We start from the raw sequence: 25606 nt of genomic DNA on the forward strand, positions 1-25606 counted from the left end.
AGATTTATAGTTTTTCACGAATGAGAAAATAAAGGGAGGTTAGGATGCTTACACGAACTGTGTAGGTATTTCATACAGCAATGAATATTAAAAAACGAGTAATCACACTATCAACAAGTTTAGTAATGTTAGGGAGCGCACCTTTAGCAATATCAGCAGAAGAGAATAAAAATCTTCAAACGGATCAACTTCGTATCGCACAAGGGGAACGTGGAGCGAGCGGATTAAGTTATTCTAATTTCAATTTAGAAACTCCAGATCACATGCAAATTAACGAAGCGGAAGTATCAGAGAATGAGAAAATTCTTCTAGAAGAATTTAAACATAAACATGATGAAACAGAAGAGTTACATAAAATGAAAGAAGCAAAAAAAGGTCAAGTAGCGGAAGATGAAGCTATTTCAAACATTGAAAAGGCTTTTGAACATGTAGACGGTCGAAATGATGGTTCTACTCGCGAAATGAAGCCGGTTGAAAAGCCAAGAGCTATTCAGTATAGTGCATCGATGACTACAAAGAAATATGGAACACTTGCAGGTGTCCCGTTTGTAGAGTGGATTGTTCCAGCAGGAAATCCTGATATTCGCCCTGCCAATCCGATGAAAGCACGTTACATTACAATTCATGAGACTGCAAACACAGCTCGTGGTGCGAATGCTGAAAATCATGCGAAATATTTGTATAAACAAGCAACAGAAGGTACGTTCCGAACTGCTTCATGGCATTTTACTGTAGACGATAAACAAATCTATCAGCATCTACCAACAAATGAAAATGGTTGGCATGCAGGAGATGGTGATGGTTCAGGAAACAGAGAGTCTATCGGTATCGAAATTTCAGTTAACCAAGATGGAGATTACAATAAAGCGTTAGAGAATGCAAAGCGACTTGCAGGTTATTTAATGAACAAAGAAGGAATTAGCGCGGACCACATTTACAGGCATCAACAATGGAGCGGAAAAAACTGTCCTGACATTTTAATTTCTCGTGGGAATTGGAATGGCTTCGTACAAGGTATTCAATGGTATGCAAATGTTAACGCACAAATTGACTCGCCTTTACAAGAAAGAAATGAGCTATTTGATTCAAATGAATTTAATCCAGCGGAACCTAGCATGGAGCTAGTCGTTAATGGTGATGGTATAAATGTACGTAGCGGTGCAGGACTTGAACATCAAACCGTTCGTAAAGCTTCAAAAGGTGACCGTTACAAAGTGTTAGCAGTTAAAAACGGTTGGTACAAAGTAGGGAATGGAGAATGGATTTTCTATAATCCCAGTTGGATTAAGATTAACTACAATGTACCAAAAGAAGAAGTACAAAAGCCGAAAGATGATATTACAGGTGGATGGTTTGAGGGACATATTCGTAAACTACACAGTCTAGGTATTATGCACGGAGAAGGTAATGGTGTATTTGCGCCTTATCGTAATGTAACGAGAGCTGAGTTTGCTGCATTAATTTCAAATGCTCTACAATTACCAGAAGGAAATAAGTCATTTGTAGACATTAACAATGCGCATCCTTCACTGCATAATGGTATTAAACGTAGTGCAAGTGCAGGAATTATTAGCGGCCGTGGTGGAGGCATTTTTGACCCGAATGCACCAATCACTCGTGAAGAAGCATCGGTTATGATTGACAAGGCATTACAGTATAAAGGTGTTACAGGTAATTTAGTCGCATTACCATTTACAGATCAACATTTGATCGCATACAAACAGCCTGTTCAGCGATTATACAGCTTACAGGTTGTTACTGGTGTTGGAGATAACAAGTTTAATCCTAAAGGTACAACAACTCGTGGTGAGGCAGCTGCCTTTTTAGTGAAGATGTTAGACTCTATGCAGAAATAAATAAATGGTATGTAGAAGGTTGTATTGATGCAAGAAAAAATAATAAAGACTTTAAAGGAGCTATCCAAAATGAAAATTTGGAACAGCTCCTTTTTTATTTTAGCCCCTATGAAGCCCCTTCCAAGCCCCTCATAAGCACCTACCAAGTAATAAATCACTAAGAAAAAACAAAACAAAAACAAAAACAACTACAAGAACAAAAAAACGCGAAAAAATAAAACCGTCGTTGTAGTAGTTAAAAAAATTTGGAGTTCAAATGCAAAAACCAAGCCCTCATTCCTATATGTATATTGAAGGATTGAAATCTGCCTTTTTATGAATATAAGGAGGAGGTAAACATATGGCGGTGTACCGTAATGTGCAGGTGAACTTTTGGCAAGATGAATTCATATTAGATTTAACGCCAGAGGAGCGTTATTTTTACATATATTTGTTAACTGGTACGAAAACGAAGCAATGTGGAATTTACGTATTACCGAAGCGTGTGGCAGAACTGGAAACGGGCTACAGTATGGAGACTGTTGAGAAGCTGTTAAATAGATTTGTTGCATACGGAAAGATTTTATACGATGCGGAAACGAAAGAGTTATACATACTAAATTGGCTACACTATAACCCTATTTTAAATACGAATGTAGAGAAGTGTGTGTTACGGGAATTAAAGACTGTGAAAAATAAAGAGTTCATACATACGTTTTTACGTAAATGTCTTGAAGAAGAATGGAAGATTCCATTGTTATTGCAGCATTTTGGTATGCCGGCAGAAGAGGACAATAGTAGTTTACAAGAAGTTACTGAGGAGAAGGAAGAAGAGATAGAAGAGGATACTTTGCATAGTGAAGTTTATCAGTTTTACGAACAATATATAAGTAGTCTATCTCCGTATATCGTGAAGGAATTAAAAGAGTGGATACAAAAGGTTTCAGGAAAGACAGTAATAGAGGCGCTTAAAATTGCATTTGAACATAATAAGCGAACGCTCGCTTATGTGAAGGGGATTTTGAGGAATTGGTGTAAGAGAGGGCGAGTAGATTTCATTGAAAGAAAGGAAGGCGTACATAAGAGAGAGGTATGTAGTTTGTATGATCCATAGTATGAGAAAGTATAGGTTTTTCAACTTTTCTAAAAGGTTCTTCTTTAAATAAAAGCGAATTGTTTGAGAAAGGAGGGGTTATATGGAAGTCGTCATAAAGAAGAAACGAACTAGAGGTAAGAGAATTTTTATTTGGTCTAGTAGTATCGTTCTTTTGTTATTTATTTGTACAGTGATTTTTTTGAACATATATACGCTTAGTTCTGTGCCAAAGATAGATGGGACGATAAAGCTAGAGGATTTACAACATGCTGTTCAGGTAAAACGGGATAGTAAAGGGGTACCGCATATTAAAGCGGAAAATGCACATGATTTATATTTTTCGCAAGGGTATGTACAAGCGCAAGATCGTTTGTTTCAAATGGATTTAAGTAGAAGGCAAGCTTCTGGGATGTTGAGTGAAGTTGTAGGGGAAGCAGCTGTTGATCGAGATAAGTTGTTTCGAACGCTCGGTTTACGGCGAGCAGCCGAAGCATCTGTTAGTCAATATGACGGGGAAGCAAAATATGCCCTGCAGTCATTTGCTGATGGGGTGAACGCTTTTATACGCGAGGCGAAAGAGGAAAAGAAATTGCCAGTTGAGTTTACTATATTAGGTTATGAGCCTACTGAATGGTCTATTGTTGATACGTTAACGATTGGAAAGTATATGGCGTTTGACTTAGGCGGACATTGGCACGGACAAGCATTTCGATATTGGGCACTGAAAAATTTACCGAAAGAGCAAGCAAATGAGCTATTTCCTACATATCCGAAAGATGCGCCTAGATTGCTAGCTGAACTGGAAAATACAAATGTGAATGTAGCACAAAGTTTTGCAAAAACGATCATTCCTCCAGAGTTTAATGGTAGTAATAACTGGGTCATAAGCGGTGAGAAGAGTGCATCTGGTAAGCCGATTTTAGCGGATGACCCTCATCTATCTCTTGCGACACCTTCTATTTGGTATCAATCACAACTTGAAATGAAAGATTTGAATGTGAGTGGCGTTATTTTCGCTGGTGTGCCAGGTGTTATATTAGGACACAATGACAAAATAGCATGGGGCGTTACGAATACAGGTCCTGATGTGCAAGATTTATATATTGAGAAGCGAAATCCTAGTAATGAAAATGAATTTTTGTATAACGATAAGTGGGAGAAAGCTACAGTTGTTGATGAATCTATTAAAGTAAAAGGCGGGAAAACAATTCCGTATAATGTGACGGTTACGAGGCATGGTCCAGTTATTTCAGAGTTTGCGGATAAAGGAAAAGAGAAAACAAAAACAGTATTCGCTTTGAAGTGGACTGCTTTGGAACCTTCCGCTGAATTAAAGGCTGTATTAAATATGAATAAAGCGAAAGATTGGAATGAGTTTGAAACGGCACTTCAAGATTTTCATACTCCAACTCAAAACTTTGTATTTGCATCAAATGACGGCACAATTGCTTATAAAGCGAATGGAAATATACCAGTGCGTAAAAAAGGTGATGGGAGTTTGCCAGTGCCAGGGTGGACAGATGAATATGAATGGGAAGGGTATATCCCATATGATCAATTGCCAAAAGTAATCAATCCAAAACAAGGGTTTATTTCAACGGCGAATAATAAAATTGTAGATGATAATTATCCGTACCATATTAGTAATACGTGGGCGCAGCCATATAGACAAATGCGTATTCAAGAATTTTTACAAGAGAAAGAAAAGTATACGGTGAAAGATCTAGAAGAGTTACAGATGGATCAAAAAAATTTATACGGGAAAGAATTTGCTCCTATATTGTTAAAAGAGTTAAATAAAGCATCTTTAAATGAAGTAGAGAAAGAAGGCGTAAAACAATTAACAAAGTGGAATTTTTACGATAGTAAAGATGAAGCAGCACCATTACTATTCCATTTATTAATGAAAGAGATTTCAAATACGTTATTTTCAAAAGAAATACCGAAAGATGTGATGGAGTTATTTGAAGGGAAGTCACAAGTTGTTGATGAATTGATTCGAAAAGAAGTAGAAGGAGGAAATAGCGCTTGGTTTACGAAGTACGGAGGCTTCACGAAAGTTGTGCATACATCGTACGAAAATGTAATGAAGAAATTACAGAAGGAATATGGACCTGATGTTGCGGAGTGGAAGTGGGGCGATTACCATCAACTGGCGTTCACACATCCAATTTCAAAATCATCTAGTATGTTAGCACTACTTGCATTTAATCGTGAAAAACCAATTCCAATTGGCGGAAGCCAAGTTACCGTTCAAGCAGCGAGTTACGGAGATAACGGTATTGTCAATCACGGAGCTTCTTGGAGATTTGTTATTGATACGAAAGATATGTCAAACGGTTATCATATTGTAGGGCCAGGACAATCAGGACATTTTAGAAGCGATTGGTATCATGATCAAATCGATGATTGGATAAACGGAACGTATCATACGACTTCATTGAATACGGAGGGGATAGAGGGGAAAGTGTTAACTTTAGAGCCGAAGTGATAATATTTCCACTGATGAAAACTGTTAAATTAGAACATAACTAAGTTCTTAAGTAATTTTAATAGCCTACTATCAGTTAAGTGGATAGTAGGCTATTTTATAGGATAAGATTCAATGATTTTATTATGACAAAACAGTAAGTGTTTTAACATTTACTTATACGATAACGGGCCTTATTTACTCTGTTCCAGTTGCTCATTTTTATACAACGCAAAACATTTTGTTATTCAATAATTCCAATTTCTAGAGCCTTTTGAACGGCTTCTTCTTTGTTACGGACTCCTAGCTTTGTATAAGCTGTGGAAGCATAATTTCTGACCGTACCACTCGATAAATATAACCTTGATGCTATGGTAGTGTATCGAAGGCCTTTTGCTACTAGCTGCAATATTTCTATCTCCCTAGCTGTTAGCTCATAAGCGGTTGCTTTTGATTGTGGTGTCTCTTTTTGCTCATCAAACTTCTCAAATATTTTGTGAGACATTCCCTGATCAATTAGTGTCCCGCCTTTGTGAATAAGTCGGATCGTATTAGCTAGCTCCAACGTTTCAATAGATTTAAGTAAAAAACCATCCGCACCGTTGCGAAGTGATTCCAATGCCTGTTCGGTATCTTGAAACGTTGTAAAAATCAATACGCGGATATGTGGCCATTGTTGCTTAATCTTTTTGGTTGCTTCGATTCCATCCATGTGCTGCATATCTAAATCCATAAGTATAACATGGGGTTGAAGGCGCCCACACAAATCGATGGCTTGATTGCCATCCTCAGCCAAGCCGACTACATTTAAATCTTCATATCTATCGAGTAGTGTCCTCAAACTTTCCCGAACAAATGGCTGATCGTCTACAATTAACAAACGAATAAGTCCATCTTTTATTTCAGTTTGTCGCGGTATGGTACATGTAACAAGCATTCCTTCCTCTGGCTTTGTATATACAGACAATTGACCTTGCAAGTTCATTGCCCGTTCTTTCATCGCATTCATACCGAAGCCTTCCTGCCATTCTACATTTCCTTTTCCATTATCTTGAACTTCTAACCTCGTATATTGTTGTTCAAACTGCAATGAAACTATAATTTCAGTTCCCTGTCCATGACGTACTGCATTCGTAAGGGACTCTTGTAAGCAACGAATGAAGGCTATCTTCGCTTGCCGAGACAATTCATATTCCTCTCCGAATATCCTAAAACTTACATTTACCTGAGCGTGCTCCTGAAATTCGGCTCCAAGATTTTGTAGAGATTGAATTAAGGAAGGCGATTGACACGGAGAATCCATTTGATGTAGGTAACCTCTCACGTCCTCGATGCTTTTCCGTCCCATTTCAAGCAGAGAATCTAGCCTCTGTATACCCATTTCAGTAGCAAGTTCGGTACGCAACGTTTCCATCCCCATAATAATAGAAGTATAAGCGTGACCAACTGTATCATGAAGCTCACTCGACAGTCTGTTCCGTTCTTCTGCCAGTGTAATGCGTTCAATCTGAGACATATATTGCTCAAGTACCGCGTTTTGTTTACGAATCGCTTCATTTTGCTTATGATTGACGATTAATAAATGGAAAGCGAAGCCCATTACATAAGCAAGTCCATAGTTGGTAACCATAATCCAATAGCTATTACTTGGCGCAACCGCATAGAAAATTCCAGTTGTTATAAAAACTGTTGTTGGAGCTGTCCAATAATAGGACAAATGCTTACTATTCGCAGCAATCAGAAAAACCGATATAAGAAATGTAACGTTAGCTCCCGGAAATAAAGAAGTTAAATATATACACAGTCCACCATATAGCAGTATTTCTGTGAACAAATAATATTTATAATTGAATAGTAAGGCTACCCATGGAACAGAGAAGGCAATAATTTCCCAAAGAATAATAATCCAAATTGGCAATGTTAAACTATCCTGAAAATCTAATGTGGTTATGGCGATAGAGACACTAACAAGTATACGGACTCCTAACATAATCCAATCGTACCAAAACCAATACTTAACCATATCTAACAAGTCATTTACCCCCTAAGTAGCCTACCTTTTTACTTCCTATATTATAAATTAATCCTTCATACATTGTTATACTTTTTAATTTTACACTGCAATTCTCTGACAGAAGGCAAACTTCTATTGATTTAGTTTCCGGATCATGCTACGTGTATAGCCCCCAATTTTCTTTGTTAAACCATCTACTATTTTAATACTTATGGCGGTAAATACTATACCCATAAACATTACAAAGAGTGACTTGGCAAACGTATCTATCTGTATGAATATAATATTCATTTCAATGTAGCGATACAGTAGTGGTGCTAACAGGAACATAAGTGGCATTACATAAAAAATGGTTGCACTAATGAGACTAAAAATGCCAATTACTAATTTCTGCATTAACCAATAGACAGCAGACCAAGTGCGACGATCAGTAAGCACTAATTTCACCTGAGTCCAGTTCGATGTATCTATTGTTATACTTTTATCATAAGAGTCTGTTGAAATATCTGTATAAATTTTCGTCTGTATGCGCTCGAATTGGATAAAAGGTGTAGTAGTCTGTAGTACACGTATAACTAGTGGAATCCCAATTACCGTAAATGAAAGGGTGAAACTGAATAGCAGAGCTATTAGATAAAAACAAAAATAAAACAATCCTGTAACGAAAGTTAGCAATAAAAAATAACCATTCTGGATGAATCTTGATTTCATAAAGTTCATCGCTCCTATCTATGTAATAACCGAATTGTACTGCTTTTTTTGTCATTCTCACTAGTGTAAAAGTGTCATATGACATTTCTAAATGATGCTAAAAAGGGGAAAGTAACCTACTTCTGGTTAAAAAAGATGCTTATATCAATCACCATAAAACAATCCCGTTCTTGCAGATGCAAGAAGGGATTGTTTTGTACTTTTATCCCGCTTTAATGGGCAGTAAGACCCCCACCTCAAAATGCAGCGAAAGCAAAGAATTTAGGTGGAGGATCAACTGCCCATAAAAGTCCGATTGGTTCAACTAATAATCAGTGGGGGATGAAGAAAACCCCCACTGATTAAAGTTTCACTTTATTTAATATGAGATGGACTTGTTTTTCGAATATGAAAAATAATATCAAATTGCTCAAGCAATGATTTATCAAAGTATGCCGATTCGTTCGGTAAGAGTCGTGCCCCTATACTTAGTAATGGTCTTTTTGCTTTAACCCATTTCTTTGCTGGTCCTTTAAGGTGACGGTTATCCAATAAAAACATGTTATATGGTACTTTTCCGAGGGTATAATTGAAACTATTTACATCTTGTGGAATCGGATCCGTTATAATCTTATCTCCGGTGTCGTTGTATAAGGTGAAATTCCCCTCCGTAGTTGTACTGCCAATTGTGACATAATTATTGTCTAAACGTTCCTTTAAATACTGCCCCGCAACATAAGGGTATAATTTCTCATCGATAATTCCTTTAGCTATATGAATATTGTGTCCCCATATCATCGTTTTACCACCCAATGTCTCTTGTGCCCACATTGCATGATCAGCCAAGTATTGCTCATGTAGCTTTAACACACTTGGATAGTCGTTAGGAATTAGCATTGTGGTAAATTTCTCTATTACACTTGCCGTTGCTTTCGCCCAGATGTACTCGGGTGAAACTATTTCTGTGTTGGCTTGATTATTCTCATCTTTTAGTAATCGAGCTACTCTCTCAGCGTTTGCTTTGAACTTTTCTTTTATTTCAGGAGCAAGGTTCATATATTCCTGTGTACTTCCATTAAAAGCCGACAATTCTTTATAATTTTCTTCTACTTCTACCAGCAAATCTGGTCGATGCAGCCTTACATAATCAATTACTTTATTAAAGCAACCTTGGTCCAATTCCTTTAAGTCGAGCCCAATAAATTGGATCTTTTTTTTATTGGATGGATTAGCATTATAATCTTTCATCCACTCAATCATGGCTATAATTTCATCAGTAGGATATAACAAGTTTAAAAATTCCCTAGGGTTTCCTTTTCCTGTTTGGATATATTCATTTAGCTTTAAGCCGTTTCCCCAATCTTCTTCCATTGTGAAATTTGTAAAACCCATCTCAGTAACTAAATATTTCACAAGGCGAAACTTCATAGTGAAAATTTCAGAGCTTCCATGAGTATTCTCTCCTAAGCCTACATATTGTGCGCTCCCAATCATTTTCTTAAGTGGTTTTAAATCCTCAAATGATTTTGACGGCTCTATCGTTTTTAATGGGTAAGCCTGTGATTGTATTGATTTAACTATATTTTTTTGTATGGATTGACCTGAATTTTCGACTGCTACTGTTTGAGCCTTTCCTACTTCTACACATCCTGTGACTAATAAAGCTGTACTAACCATTGCAATTATTCTTTTCTTATTCATTTTTTTCCACCTCAATTGAATTATTTGTAAAAGCAAGATTGATTCATTGTACTTGCACGAATCAATTGCCTTAATTCAATTGTTATTTATTCCATATCATATTTTCTAGTTACATATTGTCATAAGGTTAATTGACACAGGTCATTTGCTAATCATTACATTTTTGTACTATCGGCTATGACAACTTATAAATAATAATTACATTGATGAGTCGCAAGTAAGACTAGATTATAAATTTGGGAGGGATTTTAAAGATGGATTAATCTGTATGCCAAAATGTTTTTATTCTAAGTTGTGTCTGTGGAAATGACAAGAAGTAAATTCGATAAACAAGTGAATGAAAGGGGAAGGGCGGATTACAATGATATTACACGCAAAATCGTTTCACAATAAAGATAAAATCCAACGTGCTAAAATAGGACTTCAACTCTTTCTGAGTATTTTAATCATTACTTCTATTATCTTAAATGTAGTAGTAATAATTACGAAAAGTATGCCACTTATTGTGGTATATATGTTTACCCCAGCAATTTCTTCTATTTTGACTCGCATAATACTGAAAGAAGGGTTTAAAGATGTATCTTTTAGTCTCGGTAACTTAAAGATATGGAAGGGGATCGGTTTTGCTCTGCTAATCCCTATGATTATTTGTGGAATTACTTATTCTATCGCCTGGTTGAGCGGAATTGCGAGGTTTCAGCATCCCGAAGGTGGTATGTTAGAACCAATCTACAATATGCTTGGACTTCAGTATGTAACGGCACCATTCAGTTTCATTTATCTAGTAGTATTGAGCGGCATTTTCGGAAGTTTGCTTAGCTTAATCCCAGTTTTGGGAGAAGAAATGGGTTGGCGAGGTTATATGCTCACAAGGCTAATCGATGCAGAGTTTTCACGGCCCATCCTTATTAGTGGAGTGATTTGGGCAACGTGGCATGTTCCAATAGTTGTTGCTGGTCTATATGTAGGGGGATCATCTGTCGTTCTTTCAGTACTTGGTATCTATCTTTGTATTGTACCATTCAGTTATATTACAGCTTATTTACGACTATTCACAGGTAGCATTTGGCCTTCGGTTATTATCCATGCTACTTGGAATGCTATTATTCAAGGACCTTTCGCACGTGCAAGTACAGGGTATCAAACTGAGATTTGGATTGGAGAATCTGGCTTGATAACCGCCCTTATTATCTTGATTACGGCAATAATTGTGTCTCGGATAATAAGATTTACTAAATATTGATTTTTCACATAAATTTTTAAAAAATGATTGTTAATCAGAAAAACGGACTCTCAGATTGCTTTTTAAGGGTTTTTAGCGATCGTGTGAATGTCATATGTATCGATAAGGATTAAATTTCACACGATTGAAAACAGGGTGTTTAAACGCTATTTTGTTTTTATTCGTAATTTTAAATCTGAAATACTGAAGCCAATGTAATACAATTTCATTGGCTTCAGTATTTTGATTCTTAACTAAAAATAGAGTGGAAAATTAAGGGTGTCATATATATTAATTAAAAGTAGCATACAAAGAATGCTTAAGTGACATTTCTTTTGTTATAGAATAAACAAATCCTGATATTGCAGTAACTATTATTTTAAGGTCAATTTACTGTGAAATAAGTGTCTAATGTCTACTATTAATTTGGATCTATGTGACTGCACCTCTTAATTAGAGGTGTTGTTTTTGTTAAGTAATAGCCATTGTACTTAGAAAATAAATAATATGTTTATGTGGTGGAGTAATAAAGCTAGGTAGCATAAAGATTGATACTACAAAGATTAACAACATATAAAAAAATATTTATATGTTGTGTCACCGCTGCTATCCCTAATAATTTTTGAATCTATTTATTTCTTCCGCTTTTGCGGAAACTAAAACTAATGTTGCGACCAGTAATATAGTGCCAATTAGATAAAAACAGTTGGCACTATATCGTCAGTATTTTTAATATTCCATTCGCTTTTTGTGTTTTCTATTTTTATTTTTGTACTGATGATAAGACCTTTCCCTCAATTAGATCTTTAAATAACGTAGACCTATTTGGTGCTTGAATTTCTTCCAACGTGAATTTTCCGAAGCACAGTGGTTCAGAAATAGCTTTATCATTTTCATCTGCTGTTAAATTTTCGACTTCTTTATTATGTTTGTCAAAATTTGGAATATAGCAGTTTATCAGTCTTATATTCGAATTTGCAGCATCCACTTTTTTAATCTCAGTTTGTCCAAGTGATTGAATTTTTGGCTGTTAGTTTTTACGGTGATACAGTATCTCCTTGGACTTTCACTGTATTTTTAATCTTTTTTCCAGCTTGTCCCTCGCATGGAGTACCATTGTATGCCACTCTGTATGTGTCACATCCCAAAATTCTTCGTTTTCTTTTCTTACATTAAATTTACTTTTGTCTGTATCGAATTGTATCTGTCACTGTTTAGCCTACTATTTGTAATGTACCTGGGGCATATTCTAGTTCGTCTGGCAATGTATCCGCAAAGGCTAGATTTTTCGCAGGATTAGCAAGAAGCTATTACTTACTAGAGTTGTATACTCCAATCATCCCTTGTTTCTGTATTTTGTAGGTTCTTCACGGTTTTCCCAAGTTCTATGATTAGATCTTGGAGAATTAAGAAACGACCTCAGCTCATTTCATTGTCGTTTAGAAAATTATAAGAAAAGAATCTATTTCTTTCACACTTTTCCTAACTACTCTGATATTTAGATGCTACTTACAAATAAATAATATATGATTTTCATAAAAAAAATATAGTAATATTTTGTCGTAAATTGTACTAATTTGATATTTTATAGTAATATTTTGTCGTGAGTTATACCTGACGGAAAATAATTTATGAACCTATACAGGAACGATGTAAAAATTTATCAGTAATCTAATTAAGAGGAGAAGGTAATGAATAATTCTATCGATATACAACACTTGTGTGATCTCGCACATAAAGCCTTTAATGTACCTGTTCACATTTTATCCACAGACAAAAAAATCTTATATCATTCTAATTCTGAGGATGTTTGTAGCCCTTTTTATTCTTCTAAAGAAGAACATCTTAGTGACATTTATCAAGAAAATGATCCCTATAATTTGCCACTTTTCAGATGTAACAGTTATCTTGAAAATTTCATCCTAATTCATATAGAAAATCATGATTATATAAAAGGGACTATAATAATTGGCCCCACTATATATCCAAAGGGATCGGATGATGTAACCTTTAAACTTCGAAAAGAATTTAACTCAAATAATAATATTCAAGAAAGACTAACCTATTTTCAATCCCTACCTGAGGTTAAAAAAACTTCTTTAATTGATATGGGAATTTTATTGCATTACATGATTTTCAATGAAAAGTTAGATGTTGATATTGTTGTAGAAAAAAATAAAGTGTTAGAGGAAGTTCCCTATAAAATTGTGAAACCTGATCTATATATTTTAAAACGTCAACAAAATAAACCAAAAACTCATAACATGGCATTAGTACATAATTATTTTTCAGCAATCAAAGAGGGAAATAAAAAGAAGTTGTTGCAATATATGTATGCAGTTTCGCAGGAAGATACGGAATTAATTTTAACAGCGGATCCACTCAGAAACCAAAAAAACCATGGGATTATTGCGATTACTTTAGCAACTCGATATGCGATAGAAGGTAATCTCCCACCAGACATTGCTTTTGCTCTTAGTATTTTGTATATCCAAACCATGGAACAACTAGAGAACGTGGACTCTGTAAGGCGATTGTCAGGAGATGCCTTACGTACTTTTGCAGATCGAGTGAAAGAATTCAATGCGCAAAAATTTTCAAATGCGGTTACTACATGTATGAACCATATTAGTAAAAATGTTTACGATGGAATATCTCTCAATGAACTCGCTAATCATTTGGATATTACGCCTACTTATTTATCTAAATTATTTAAAAAAGAAGTGGGAATTCCTTTAAGTGAATTTATTCAAAGGGAACGAGTGGAAGAAGCAAAAAAATTATTAACACTCACTACATATCCACTATCAGATATTTGTGCTTGGCTTAATTTTAACGACCAAAGTTATTTTACAAGGGTTTTTAAAAAATCAACTAACATGACACCTAGACAGTATCGTGAAAAATATACCGTAATATAAGCTTAGTATCAGTTTCTTGTGAAAAAACTTTAATATACGCGCAAGTAACTCTAAAACTTGAGCATACTGTTTCTTTTACTCTAGAAAGGGTATGTGATTGATCTAGAAAAGGAATATGTATTCAAATAGATCTTGAAGAGTCCATGAAACATTTAGTGAAGCCAAAGGACAAGGGTAAGATTTATAACATGTTGTTAATTTTAAAGAGTACACTATCCATTATTTTTCTAAGGAGATAAAAAAACAGAAGGCTGCAAAGGTTCTTTTCGAGAAAGCTTTGCAGCTTTTTTTATATTTTAAAACCCATAGTTATAACGAGGAATAAGTTTATAGATTAATATCTTCATGTTAAGTATTTAATAATAGTGATATTAGGGACTATTACATAAAGTTTAATAATATAACATATATCACTTGATATATCTATATTATATGCAATTATACATAACCAAATAAAAGGAAAAAAGTATAAAAAAACCTATTAAATTATTCTATAAGTATTTTTTTAAAAATAAAATTGCTTGGTTGAGCTAAAATGGTTATTTACTAACCGTATACACTTTAATTTGTAATCATTACAATTACAGAGCTGTAATTCTTAATTAATTATATTGGTATAATTAATTAGACTCGTATTTTTACTTAATAGTTAAATTATCGAGCTCAATCGACAAAATTTTGCTATTTACGCATTGGAAATTTAATGTTTTAATGAACAACATAACTGGTATGACCACACAGAAGGGAGAAGAGCAAGCTAATAGAGATAGAGGTTATTAAATTTGCAAGTAACATTATGTTGTGAATAATTTTCTTAATAATCAGTTTATTTTTAAGGTATTTAGAATCTCAAAAGTAGTATTTTTGTAAAAATGGGTTTTAAGTTTCTACATAGCAAAAGTGAATTTATTCCGCAATAAAAGTATAAGCAATGTACAGTATAATTTCATCTTTTGTAGTCTTGTAAGGCTATTGCTGACAAAACTAAAAACCATATTATGAAATTGATATTAAAAAAAGGTCATGACAGGATTAACTCTAGAAGCAATGATTATCTATCTTCACGGATCTGTAAGTTAAACAGCAGCTCTAAGGGGGAAATAATATTTTACTACTCATTGGGCAGCTAATTCAAATATAGCTGATGAATTTTTATCGTTTACTATTTGAAAAATAGAGTATCTAAATGAGAGGGAAGTAAAATCCTTAGATCCTCTTAGAAGTAAATAATAACGATAACACCCTATCCGAAAGACTTCCCATTCCCCATGCGTGTGCAAGGAGAGAGCCTAGCGCTAGGGCATACAAGTTATATGAATCAAGTTATAAAAAACAATGGTAAAGGAGTGTACGGAATGAAAAATAAAATAATGACAGGATTTTTAATAACATCCATTGTAACTGGAGCAACTATTCCTATCAATACTCTCGCAGCACCAATCGTTCAAGCAGAAACTCAACAGGAAAGCATGGATATTTCTTCATCATTACGAAAATTAGGTGCGCAATCTAAATTAATCCAAACGTATATTGATCAATCTTTAATGAGTCCTAATGTACAGCTAGAGGAAGTCCCAGCTTTAAATACCAATCAATTCCTAATTAAACAAGATATGAAGGAATGGTCATCGGAACTCTATCCACAGTTAATTCTATTAAATTCAAAAAGTAAAGGATTTGTAACGAAATTTAATAGCTATTACCCGACATTAAAATCGTATGTAGACAATAAAGAAGATAGAGAAGGGTTTTCGGATAGACTTGAAGTTCTTCAAGAAATGGCTATGACGAATCAAGAAAATGCGCAACGACAAATTAATGAATTAACAGATCTTAAATTACAGCTTGATAAAAAATTAAAAGATTTCGATACTAATGTGGCAACTGCGCAAGGCATATTAGGTACAGATGGAACAGGAAAAATAGATCAGTTAAAAAATGAAATATTAAATACCAAAAAAGCAATTCAAAATGATTTACAACAAATTGCATTAATACCAGGAGCTTTAAATGAGCAGGGATTTGCTATATTCAAAGAAATTTATAGTCTTTCAAAAGAAATTATTGAACCGGCTGCTCAAGCAGGGATGGCAGCGTATAACAAAGGAAAAGAAATTAACAACTCTATTCTAGAAGCTGAGAAAAAAGCGGCGCAAGAAGCGACAGAACAAGGTAAAACTGCTCTAGAAATTGAATCGGCCAAAAAAGCAGCTCGTGAAGCAATTGAGAAAAGCAAACAAGGTGAAATAGCTGCAGCTGCAGCCGCAAAAACGCAAGAATATGACCTGATGAAAGCCATTGATACTGAAAAGATTAAGAAAACATTTGGTGTCTTCGCAGAAGTAAATAAACTAACAGCAGAGCAGCGATCATATTTAGATGACTTAGAGAAACAAAACCAAAAAATATATGATTTAACAACGAAACTATCAATAGCAGATTTGCAAAAATCAATGCTTCTTCTTTCACAAAATGATTTGCATACGTTTGCAAATCAAGTAGATGTAGAACTTGACCTACTTAAGCGCTATAAAGAAGATTTAGATTTAATAAAAAATAACATTACAAAATTATCTACTAATGTTGATGTAACTAACGAGCAGTCTCAAAAAGATACATTAAGACAATTAAAAAATGTAATAAGTTACCTTGAAGAACAGGTATATAAATTTTGATATTACGTTTTTGAAAAAAACTATAAAGATTATAAGAATCTAGCGAAAGAAGGAGAAAAGTGATGAAAAAATTCCCATTCAAAGTGCTAACTTTAGCCACGCTGGCAACGGTTATAACTGCTACTACTGGTAACACTATTCATGCATTTGCACAAGAAACCACCGCTCAAGAACAAAAAGTAGGCAATTATGCTTTAGGTCCTGAGGGACTGAAGAAAGCATTGGCTGAAACAGGGTCTCATATTCTTGTAATGGATTTGTACGCAAAAACAATGATTAAGCAACCGAATGTAAATTTATCTAATATCGATTTAGGATCAGAAGGAGGAGAGTTGCTCAAAAATATTCACCTTAATCAAGAACTGTCACGAATCAATGCGAATTATTGGTTAGATACAGCGAAGCCACAGATTCAAAAAACAGCTCGTAATATTGTAAATTACGATGAACAATTTCAAAATTATTACGACACATTAGTAGATACTGTACAAAAGAAAGATAAGGCAGGTCTAAAAGAGGGCATAAATGATTTAATTACAACAATTAATACAAATTCAAAAGAGGTAACAGATGTAATTAAGATGCTACAAGACTTCAAAGGGAAACTATATCAAAATTCTACAGATTTTAAAAATAATGTTGGTGGTCCAGATGGGAAAGGTGGATTAACTGCAATATTAGCAGGTCAACAAGCAACGATCCCACAACTTCAAGCTGAAATTGAGCAACTTCGTTCTACTCAGAAAAAACATTTTGATGATGTATTAGCATGGTCAATTGGTGGTGGATTGGGAGCAGCTATTTTAGTTATTGCAGCTATTGGAGGAGCAGTTGTAATTGTTGTAACTGGTGGCACAGCAACACCGGCTGTTGTTGGTGGACTTTCAGCTCTTGGAGCAGCTGGTATCGGTCTAGGAACTGCGGCTGGTGTCACGGCATCTAAGCATATGGACTCCTATAACGAAATTTCTAACAAAATCGGGGAATTAAGTATGAAAGCAGATCAAGCTAATCAAGCAGTTCTTTCGCTTACTAACGCGAAAGAAACATTGGCATATCTATACCAGACTGTAGATCAAGCGATATTGTCTCTAACAAATATTCAAAAGCAATGGAATACAATGGGCGCAAATTATACAGATTTACTGGATAATATCGATTCTATGCAAGACCACAAATTCTCTTTAATACCGGATGATTTAAAAGCTGCTAAACAAAGTTGGAATGATATTCATAAAGATGCAGAATTCATTTCAAAAGACATTGCTTTCAAACAAGAATAGAATTTTAAATTAAAACCTATATTGGAGGAATATGAAATGATGAATAAAATCCCTTATAAACTACTCGCTGTATCGACGTTTTTAACGTTGACAACAACATCTGTCGTTTCACCAGTAACAACTTTTGCAAGTGGAATTGAGCAAACTAACAATGGAGATATGTCGCTTTCAGCAAATGAAGTGAAGATGAAAGAAACCTTGCAAAAGGCTGGGTTATTTGCAAAATCTATGAATGCCTATTCTTATATGTTAATTAAGAATCCAGATGTGAATTTTGAAGGAATTACTATTAATGGGTATGCAGATTTACCTGGTAAAATTGTACAAGATCAAAAGAATGCAAGAGCGCACGCTCTTACATGGGATACGCAAGTAAAAAAACAACTTATAGATACATTGACAGGTATTGTTGAATACGATACAACATTTGACAATTATTATGAAACGATGGTAGAGGCGATTAATACAAGGGATGGAGATACTTTAAAAGAAGGGATTACAGATTTACGAGGTGAAATTCAACAAAACCAAAAGGTTGCACAACAATTAATAGAAGAATTAACTAAATTAAGGGACGCAATTGGACAAGATGTTAGATCATTTGGAAGCAATAAAGATCTCTTGTATTCGATTTTAAAAAACCAAGGCGCAGATGTTGAGGCCGATCAAAAGCGTCTAGAAGAAGTATTAGGATCAGTAAACTATTATAAACAATTAGAATCTGATGGATTTAATGTAATGAAGGGTGCCCTTTTTGGCCTACCGTTAATTGGTGGTCTAATAGTACTCGGAGCACAAGGTAATTTATCCAAGTTAGAGCCTACATTAGCAGAATTACGTAAGACTGTAGATTATAAAATAACATTAAATCGTGTAGTTGGAGTTGCACATAATAGTGTTAGTGAGATGCATAAGGCGCTTGATGATGCTATTAATGCTCTTACTTATATGTCCACGCAGTGGCATGATTTAGATTCTCAATATTCGGGCGTACTGGGACATATTGAGAATGTATCTCAAAAAGCGGATCTAAATAAATTTACATTCTTAAAATCTAACTTGAATGCAGCTAGAGACAGTTGGAAAACATTACGAACAGATGCGGTGACATTAAAAGAAGGGATAAAAGCATTAGAAGTGGAACCTGTTATCCCGCAAAAATAGGGAAATATTAATTCTGTTGCAAAGTGAACCAAAACGTAGAGCGTCTATGATTACACTGTTAAACAGTAATGCAACAATTAATAAATCCTTATACACCAGAAAGGCGGAGTCTCATTAAAGACTTCGCCTTTCACTTATATAAGTTTCATCCAAATGCCAAGATAATCGTGCAATTTTGCTTACTTTTAAAAATTTTGAAAGACATCACTTTTAAAGAAGAAATGAACTGAAAATCAAAACCTATATAGGAGGAGTATGAAATGATAAAAAAAATCCCTTACAAACTACTCGCTGTATCAACATTTTTAACTATGACAACCACTTATGCAGTCACACCAGTAGCAACTTTTGCAAGTGAAATTGAACAAACTAACAATGGAGATATGTCTCTTTCAGCAAATGAAGAAAAGATGAAAAAAATTGTGCAAGATGCTGGGTTATTTGCAAAATCTATGAATGAATATTCTTATTTATTAATTAATAATCCAGATGTGAGTTTTGAAGGAATTACTATTAATGGATATGTAGATTTACCTAGTAAAATTGTACAAGATCAAAAGAATGCAAGAGCACATGCAGTTTCATGGAATACGAAAGTAAGAAAACAGCTTTTAGATACATTGACAGGTATTATTGAATACGATAAAAAATTTGAAAATCATTATGAAACATTAGTAGAGGCGATCAATACTGGGAATGGAGATACTTTAAAAAAAGGGATTACGGATTTACGGGAGGAAATTCAACAAAATCAAAAGTCTGCAAAAGTATTAATAGAAGAATTAACTAAATTTAAAAGTGCTATTGGAGAAGATGTTAGAGTATTTGGGGGCCATAAAGAGACCTTGCAGTCTATTTTAAAAAACCAAGGAGCTGCGGTAGAGGATGATCAAAAGCGTCTAGAGGACCTTTTAGGGCAAGTAAACTATCAGAAAGATATAGAATCTAAGGGATTAGACATGGTAAAGATCCCCTTTCTTCCCACATTGATTGCTGGTGGGATAATGATAGGTGATGCAAGAGGTAAGTTAGGCTGGCTAGAGCCGGAAGTAGCAAAATTACGTCAAAATGTAGATTATAAGATAACATTAAATCGTGTAGTAGGAGTTGCGTTTCATAATATTAGTGATATGCATAGTGCGATTGATAATGCTATTATTGCTCTTACTTATATGTCCACGCAATGGGATGATTTAGACTCTCAATATTCGGGCGTACTGGGACATATTGAGAATGTATCTCAAAAAGCGGATCTAAATAAATTTACATTCTTAAAATCTAACTTGAATGCAGCGAAAGACAGTTGGAAAACATTACGAACAGATGTTGTCACATTACAAGAAGGGATAAAAATTGCAGAGAAAAAAGAACAGGATTTTATGAATCAGCTTCGTCCATCAAACATTTTCTATTTTTATAAAAAAATTCATAACGCATACACATTTGAAATAAAGACTGGAACAAATGCACCAAATGCGTCTTATAAAGTTATGAATTTAACTAAAAACACTGTTCATAATATGTGGGGTGGAGGACCAAATACAAACATGTGGGCTGACTGGCTTTCATTTAATCCAAAAGATGAATTTGCGGTGGTAGCAGTAGTGGATGGTAAAGAATATATTGTGTATAAAGACAAAGTAGAAAATATAATGAACTGAACCCGAAAAAACGCATTAATTGGAGCTGGACAATAAACTAGACACCAAGTTAATTGAAAAATTGCAATGGCATATATCTCCTTATATCTTAGAATAATTTGCTCAAGAAAAAGAATTTGTTCAGCGAAAAAGTAAATATTGAACCAAGGAGTTAGTTGTATTATGTGTATGGTTTTACCGAAAGGTTTCAAGTACATAACTCATACAATTATGTAGTTATCCTGAAGCATCTACAGGTGTTCTTATCGACCTTGAAGAACTACTTAGCTTCCTAAGTGGAGTGATTTTATGCAAAATTAAGTGAACGTTTTTGTACATAGATTAGTTGACATTTATATAGTTTTTTTCCATTTTCAAAGATAGTTTTGTTTTTTATGTTATTTTTCAAAAATTACTGCTGAAATTTCTATATTCATGACTCAGCATATAATCATTGTTTGATGAAATGACATACCACGTCCCTTAGAGTTTCAGACATATTACGATAACTTAAAGAAAAAAGATAATAGTAGTCAACGGTTACTATTATCTTTTTTGAACTATTTTTCATTAAAATATCTCATCTGCTGTGCTCCTTATTTACTTTTCTAGATTTTATCCTAGTTTAAAATTTATGCATTTGAACTGTTTATACAATTTGTAGGATTTTTAGCTTTTTTGTCGAATACACTTAATGCAAGGAGGGACATTACATGATTATTAAAGACTATTTCATCAATCTTTCTATTTTTTCTTTATTAGTTAGCGCAGCGATATTTATTCAAGTGTTTTTGATTCATTCCAGGCGATATTTCGAAAAATTCTATGGAGGGATTATTGCAGTTACTTTGATGCTCTTTTCTTTTCCATACATGGGATTTTCCTACGATCTTCGAGTTGTTCCTCTTATTCTATCTTTTATTTACTTTGGTCGCATTGCTGGTTGGATTACATTAATTAGCATTATTATAATGCGTATCTTTTACATTGGAGGTTACTGGGAACCTCCTGTGATTGCTTATTTAGGTTTGGGTATCCTATTTGTTACTTTTAAAACATATTTTAAAAACCTTCATCCTTTTAAAAGTGCATCTTTATATTTTTTTGTTTTTGTCGGAATAAAGTGGTTAGTTGGTGTATTCTTTAATACTAAGTTACTTTACACTGGAGGCTTATTATATATAGCTTTAGGGCTTTTAATTGGGCTATTTCTTATGGAAGCCTACCAGAGATTATATTATTTAACACAGGACTTATCTAAAATGAATCGGGAATTAAAAAAATCCAAGCAAGAACTCACAGATACCGTACATGAGCTTCAAGGAGGGATTTTTAAATTTAAAAAAGTGGGTAAGCACTTTATACACACTTTATGTGATGGACAGTTTTATTATCAAAAAGGATTTTATTCTGAACAGGTGGTAGGGAAAAGCTTACGGACTATTGATGCTTCTATTGTTCCACCACATTTAGTTCCACAATTGATGAAGTATTATCTTCAGGCATGGGAAGGGAAAGAAATTATATTCGAATTACCCTGGCCAGATGATAAAACGATTATTCTTATTGCACTTAGGCCGATTAAACGAAATGGACAAGTTATGGAAGTTGTTGGTTCTATAGTCGATATAACCGAAAGGAAAAAGGTAGAATCAGAATTAAGAGCTACCAAAGAATTACTAGAATCATTTATAAAGCATAATGTAGATGCTATTACCATTTCTGATCGAGAAGGGCATATTTTACAAGCAAATAAAGCTTATGAAAAGATATTTGGATGGTCATTACAAGAAATCATAGGTAAGAGATTACCCTGTGTACCAGATTTCTTAATGGAAGAATCACTTAAAAATATTCAGAAAATTCTAACGGGTGAATCCGTAGTTACCAGATTAGAAACTGTTAGACGACGTAACGATGGAAGTCTTCTTGATGTCAGTCTGACAGTTTCTCCTATACTAGACGTAAGAGGAAATGTGATAGCTTTATCTGCAATATGTAGAGACATCTCTGAAAGAAAACAAGCAGAAAGAGAACGACAGCGATTACACCAACAATTAAAAGATAGTGAAATGAAGTACCGTGCACTAATCGAACAAGCAACTGATGCAGTATATGTAGTAGAGCTGAATGAAAATCATGTTCCAAGTCGATTCATTGAGGTAAACCCTGTTGGTTGTAAAAGATTTGGATATAGTAGAGAAGAGCTGCTCTCGTTACCATTTCCAAATGTAGTACCACAAGATTCTAAAATGATTGTAAGGTTGTTAGAAAAAATTAGAGAGGGACAAACTTCCTTCACTTTGCAAGATGAATATGTTTTTCCAACAGGAAAAATAATAACAACTGAGTTTAGTGTCCGTGTTTTTAACTTAAATGGTAAAAAAGTTTTCCTAAGTATTTCTCGTGATATCACTGAACGGCTAAAAACAGAAGAATTACTACGGAAATCTGAAAAACTTGCTGTCGTAGGACAATTAGCGACTGCAATGGCTCATGAAATTAATAATCCATTAACCGCAATGAAAGGGTTTATGCAATTACTAAAATCAACGGAAACTGAGAATAATCGGGGTTATATAAATATAGTATCATCAGAGATTGAGCGTATAGAAAGTATTACTAATGAATTTATGGCGGTAGCCAAACCACAGGTGGTAAAGATACAACCTAATGATATTAGTGTGCTAATGGATCAAGTTTTAATGCTACTGCAACCTCAAGCAATGATGAATAATATAAAAATTAGAATTGATTTTACACCTGGCATTCCACTGATTCCATGTGAAGGAAATCAATTAAAACAAGTATTTGTTAATATTATAAAAAATGCAATTGAATCCATGCCAACAGGAGGAGAAATTTTGATTCAGTTTGATAAACTTGATAATAATCAAATAAGGATTCGCTTTATCGATCAAGGATGTGGGATTCCAAAAGAACGTATACCATATTTAGGAGAACCTTTTTACAGTATTAAGGAAGAGGGAATCGGCTTAGGATTAATGGTCTGTTATAAAATTATTGAAACACACCAGGGGAAGGTATTTATTGAGAGTGAAGTGAATAAGGGAACCATAGTTGAAGTCACTCTTCCAATTTGCACACTTCAAAATTAATACATTCTTTTACTGAAATTTTATAAATTAGTAAGCAGTTAGCTTTGGCTAGCTGCTTTTTTGTATATATTGTAATCGATTCTTTTAGTGTAATTGGACGTTTACGGAGAGATTTTATTTAGTGTGGAAGCGTACTGTCTGTGAATAGAAGGATGAATAATATGTTACAGGAAAACATTACTCTTTTATAACTTAATTTTGAAGGAACATATACTTTTTTCATTTATCGGCTTGTAAAGAAGTATGGAAATTAAAGTTTATAATTTAAAAGTCAGCTTAAAGATGCAATAAGCAATTTGAATAGTAATCTTAAGTAAATAAAAAAGAGAGAGGAGCATCGATGAGCTCTTCTCTCTTTTTAAATCTAATTAGGGTTTCCATAACTGTAAAGGGGATGGTGTAAATTTTTGGATATTACCATTTAAGTTAAGATTATAAAAAAGAGAAGTTCCTTTTTTCTGAAAAATGAATATTAATTCAAAATTAATGATTAATATTCAAAAATGATTTTATAGTTCATTAATTTATTACTTGCTATCTATATTAATCATTTATTGCAACAGCTTTCATGTCCAAAATTAAATATTTCAACAAAGGATAATATAAGTATCATTATAATGATTTTCCAATATAATCAATGTGTTAATGAAAGGAACTCTGTGTTATTTTTGCTTTTCTACTAACTAATACAGCTTCAAACAAAGGACACAATTGCTACATGCTAAGGGTAATCTATTACCCATTCAAGATTCTGTTTATTCAATCTTTCTAAAAATAAAAAAATATTGTACTCATAAATATACAAGCTATAATGAGGGCGTCGAGAAAGAATTTATTACCTCTAGAGAAAGTATCAAACCTAGTTTTTTTGCAAAAATCCTAATGACATTGTAAGTAACCTTTTAAATTTGGACATACTGACATGATTACTCTAAGAAAGGTATGTGATCAAAAGGAAAAGTGTATTTGACACGATAATGAAAGCGCATTCAATAAGGTCTCGTTTTGAATCAGTCATTTTAATAACGTAGATTCAACTGCAATTAAAAATAATAAATTATGGGGGTGCTTATATGAACATGAATGTAGCATCTATCAAGGAAAAAAAGGTTGTTAAATACAAAAGTTGTTTTGATGTGATTGGGCCCATAATGATAGGTCCTTCAAGTTCACATACTGCAGGTGCTTTGGCTATTGGAACGGTAGCCAATAAATTATTTCAAGGTCTTCCAAAAAAAGTCGTGGTAAGGTATTATGAATCATTTGCTGAAACCCATAAAGGTCACGGAACTGATTTTGCAATTATTGCTGGGATATTAGGATTTGCTGCCGATGACAGCAAAGTGCCAGATGCTATTGAAATAGCAGAATCTAAAGGAATTGAAATTACCTTTATTGAAGAAGCAGGTGATAGTCCTGCTGGCCATCCAAATACGGCAGATGTATATGTAGAGGATGAAAATCGAAGTATTAGAACGATGGGGATTTCGGTTGGCGGTGGATTAATTGAAATCAAACATGTTGAAATTGACGGATTTAGTTTAGATCTGCAGGGGCCATTGCCAGTTATTATTGCGATTTCTGAAAGAGCTGACTTTGAATTTGTCTTACGCAGGATCTTTAAACAATATGATGTGGAAATAAACAACTTTCATAGTTTAGAAGAAAACAGGAAATATTTATATGCATTCGCTTTGGATACGCTATTGCCTGGTAATGTCCAGGAGGAATTAGGAAATTTAAGCAATATAGCTAAGCTCATTATTCTTTAGTTAC

Annotated in this window: 14 protein-coding genes; 11 read left to right on the plus strand and 3 right to left on the minus strand. The window is 34.1% G+C overall.

Annotation, left to right across the window (positions count from 1 at the left end):
* Positions 1–80: 80 nt before the first annotated feature.
* The 3 genes from ACUN0F_RS16850 (at position 81) to ACUN0F_RS16860 (ending at position 5422) form a co-directional block, all read left to right on the plus strand.
* The gene (locus tag ACUN0F_RS16850) at positions 81–1856 is read left to right on the plus strand and encodes an S-layer homology domain-containing protein (RefSeq protein ID WP_445539761.1); all 1776 of its coding nucleotides are present in this window, start codon (positions 81–83) and stop codon (positions 1854–1856) included.
* A 340-nt stretch (positions 1857–2196) separates the two neighbouring features.
* Entirely contained in the window at positions 2197–2949 is a 753-nt protein-coding gene (locus ACUN0F_RS16855) for a DnaD domain-containing protein (protein ID WP_445539762.1), read from the plus strand.
* 82 nt (positions 2950–3031) lie between these two features.
* Positions 3032–5422 (plus strand): penicillin acylase family protein, encoded by a 2391-nt coding sequence (locus tag ACUN0F_RS16860; protein WP_264461074.1) that lies wholly within the window; start codon positions 3032–3034, stop codon positions 5420–5422.
* A gap of 223 nt (positions 5423–5645) precedes the next feature.
* Here ACUN0F_RS16860 and ACUN0F_RS16865 read toward each other — a convergent pair whose 3' ends face one another.
* From ACUN0F_RS16865 to ACUN0F_RS16875, 3 genes are all read right to left on the minus strand, one after another.
* Positions 5646–7433, minus strand: a complete 1788-nt coding sequence (locus ACUN0F_RS16865) for a response regulator (protein ID WP_445539763.1) — start codon at positions 7431–7433, stop codon at positions 5646–5648.
* A 114-nt stretch (positions 7434–7547) separates the two neighbouring features.
* Positions 7548–8126 (minus strand): sensor domain-containing protein, encoded by a 579-nt coding sequence (locus ACUN0F_RS16870; RefSeq protein ID WP_264461076.1) that lies wholly within the window; start codon positions 8124–8126, stop codon positions 7548–7550.
* Between the two features lie 354 nt (positions 8127–8480).
* A complete protein-coding gene (locus tag ACUN0F_RS16875) occupies positions 8481–9806 on the minus strand; it encodes an erythromycin esterase family protein (RefSeq protein ID WP_445539764.1) in 1326 nt (441 codons plus the stop codon).
* 361 nt (positions 9807–10167) lie between these two features.
* Here ACUN0F_RS16875 and ACUN0F_RS16880 point away from each other — a divergent pair, with 361 nt between their 5' ends.
* From ACUN0F_RS16880 to sdaAB, 8 genes are all read left to right on the plus strand, one after another.
* A complete protein-coding gene (locus tag ACUN0F_RS16880; protein ID WP_098057124.1) occupies positions 10168–11049 on the plus strand; it encodes a CPBP family intramembrane glutamic endopeptidase in 882 nt (293 codons plus the stop codon).
* A 1670-nt stretch (positions 11050–12719) separates the two neighbouring features.
* Positions 12720–13949, plus strand: coding sequence for a helix-turn-helix transcriptional regulator (locus ACUN0F_RS16885; protein WP_264461078.1), 1230 nt, complete (start codon positions 12720–12722; stop codon positions 13947–13949).
* 1355 nt (positions 13950–15304) lie between these two features.
* Positions 15305–16624, plus strand: a complete 1320-nt coding sequence (hblC, locus tag ACUN0F_RS16890) for a hemolytic enterotoxin HBL lytic component L2 (RefSeq protein WP_445540832.1) — start codon at positions 15305–15307, stop codon at positions 16622–16624.
* A 62-nt stretch (positions 16625–16686) separates the two neighbouring features.
* On the plus strand, positions 16687–17907 hold the full coding sequence (gene hblD / locus ACUN0F_RS16895; protein WP_445539765.1) for a hemolytic enterotoxin HBL lytic component L1: 1221 nt from the start codon (positions 16687–16689) through the stop codon (positions 17905–17907).
* Between the two features lie 36 nt (positions 17908–17943).
* A complete protein-coding gene (hblA, locus tag ACUN0F_RS16900; protein ID WP_264461080.1) occupies positions 17944–19071 on the plus strand; it encodes a hemolysin BL binding component B in 1128 nt (375 codons plus the stop codon).
* A gap of 260 nt (positions 19072–19331) precedes the next feature.
* Complete coding sequence (gene hblB, locus ACUN0F_RS16905; RefSeq protein WP_264461081.1) at positions 19332–20732, plus strand: hemolysin BL regulatory component HblB; 1401 nt, start codon at positions 19332–19334, stop codon at positions 20730–20732.
* Positions 20733–21424: 692 nt separating this feature from the next.
* Positions 21425–23830, plus strand: coding sequence for a PAS domain S-box protein (locus tag ACUN0F_RS16910; RefSeq protein ID WP_098920590.1), 2406 nt, complete (start codon positions 21425–21427; stop codon positions 23828–23830).
* Between the two features lie 1073 nt (positions 23831–24903).
* Positions 24904–25602 (plus strand): L-serine ammonia-lyase, iron-sulfur-dependent subunit beta, encoded by a 699-nt coding sequence (gene sdaAB / locus ACUN0F_RS16915; RefSeq protein ID WP_445539766.1) that lies wholly within the window; start codon positions 24904–24906, stop codon positions 25600–25602.
* Positions 25603–25606 lie beyond the last annotated feature (4 nt).

It is taken from the genome of Bacillus sp. 1A, from assembly GCF_052682215.1.

What these genes read in the sequence shown, in the direction of transcription:
- ACUN0F_RS16850 (WP_445539761.1), top strand. Translation starts at nt 81, where the DNA reads ATGAATATTAAAAAACGAGTAATCACACTATCAACAAGTTTAGTAATG.
- ACUN0F_RS16855 (WP_445539762.1), top strand. Translation starts at nt 2,197, where the DNA reads ATGGCGGTGTACCGTAATGTGCAGGTGAACTTTTGGCAAGATGAATTC.
- ACUN0F_RS16860 (WP_264461074.1), top strand. Translation starts at nt 3,032, where the DNA reads ATGGAAGTCGTCATAAAGAAGAAACGAACTAGAGGTAAGAGAATTTTT.
- ACUN0F_RS16870 (WP_264461076.1), bottom strand. Translation starts at nt 8,126, where the DNA reads ATGAAATCAAGATTCATCCAGAATGGTTATTTTTTATTGCTAACTTTC.
- ACUN0F_RS16875 (WP_445539764.1), bottom strand. Translation starts at nt 9,806, where the DNA reads ATGAATAAGAAAAGAATAATTGCAATGGTTAGTACAGCTTTATTAGTC.
- ACUN0F_RS16880 (WP_098057124.1), top strand. Translation starts at nt 10,168, where the DNA reads ATGATATTACACGCAAAATCGTTTCACAATAAAGATAAAATCCAACGT.
- ACUN0F_RS16885 (WP_264461078.1), top strand. Translation starts at nt 12,720, where the DNA reads ATGAATAATTCTATCGATATACAACACTTGTGTGATCTCGCACATAAA.
- hblC (WP_445540832.1), top strand. Translation starts at nt 15,305, where the DNA reads ATGAAAAATAAAATAATGACAGGATTTTTAATAACATCCATTGTAACT.
- hblD (WP_445539765.1), top strand. Translation starts at nt 16,687, where the DNA reads ATGAAAAAATTCCCATTCAAAGTGCTAACTTTAGCCACGCTGGCAACG.
- hblA (WP_264461080.1), top strand. Translation starts at nt 17,944, where the DNA reads ATGATGAATAAAATCCCTTATAAACTACTCGCTGTATCGACGTTTTTA.
- hblB (WP_264461081.1), top strand. Translation starts at nt 19,332, where the DNA reads ATGATAAAAAAAATCCCTTACAAACTACTCGCTGTATCAACATTTTTA.
- ACUN0F_RS16910 (WP_098920590.1), top strand. Translation starts at nt 21,425, where the DNA reads ATGATTATTAAAGACTATTTCATCAATCTTTCTATTTTTTCTTTATTA.
- sdaAB (WP_445539766.1), top strand. Translation starts at nt 24,904, where the DNA reads ATGAACATGAATGTAGCATCTATCAAGGAAAAAAAGGTTGTTAAATAC.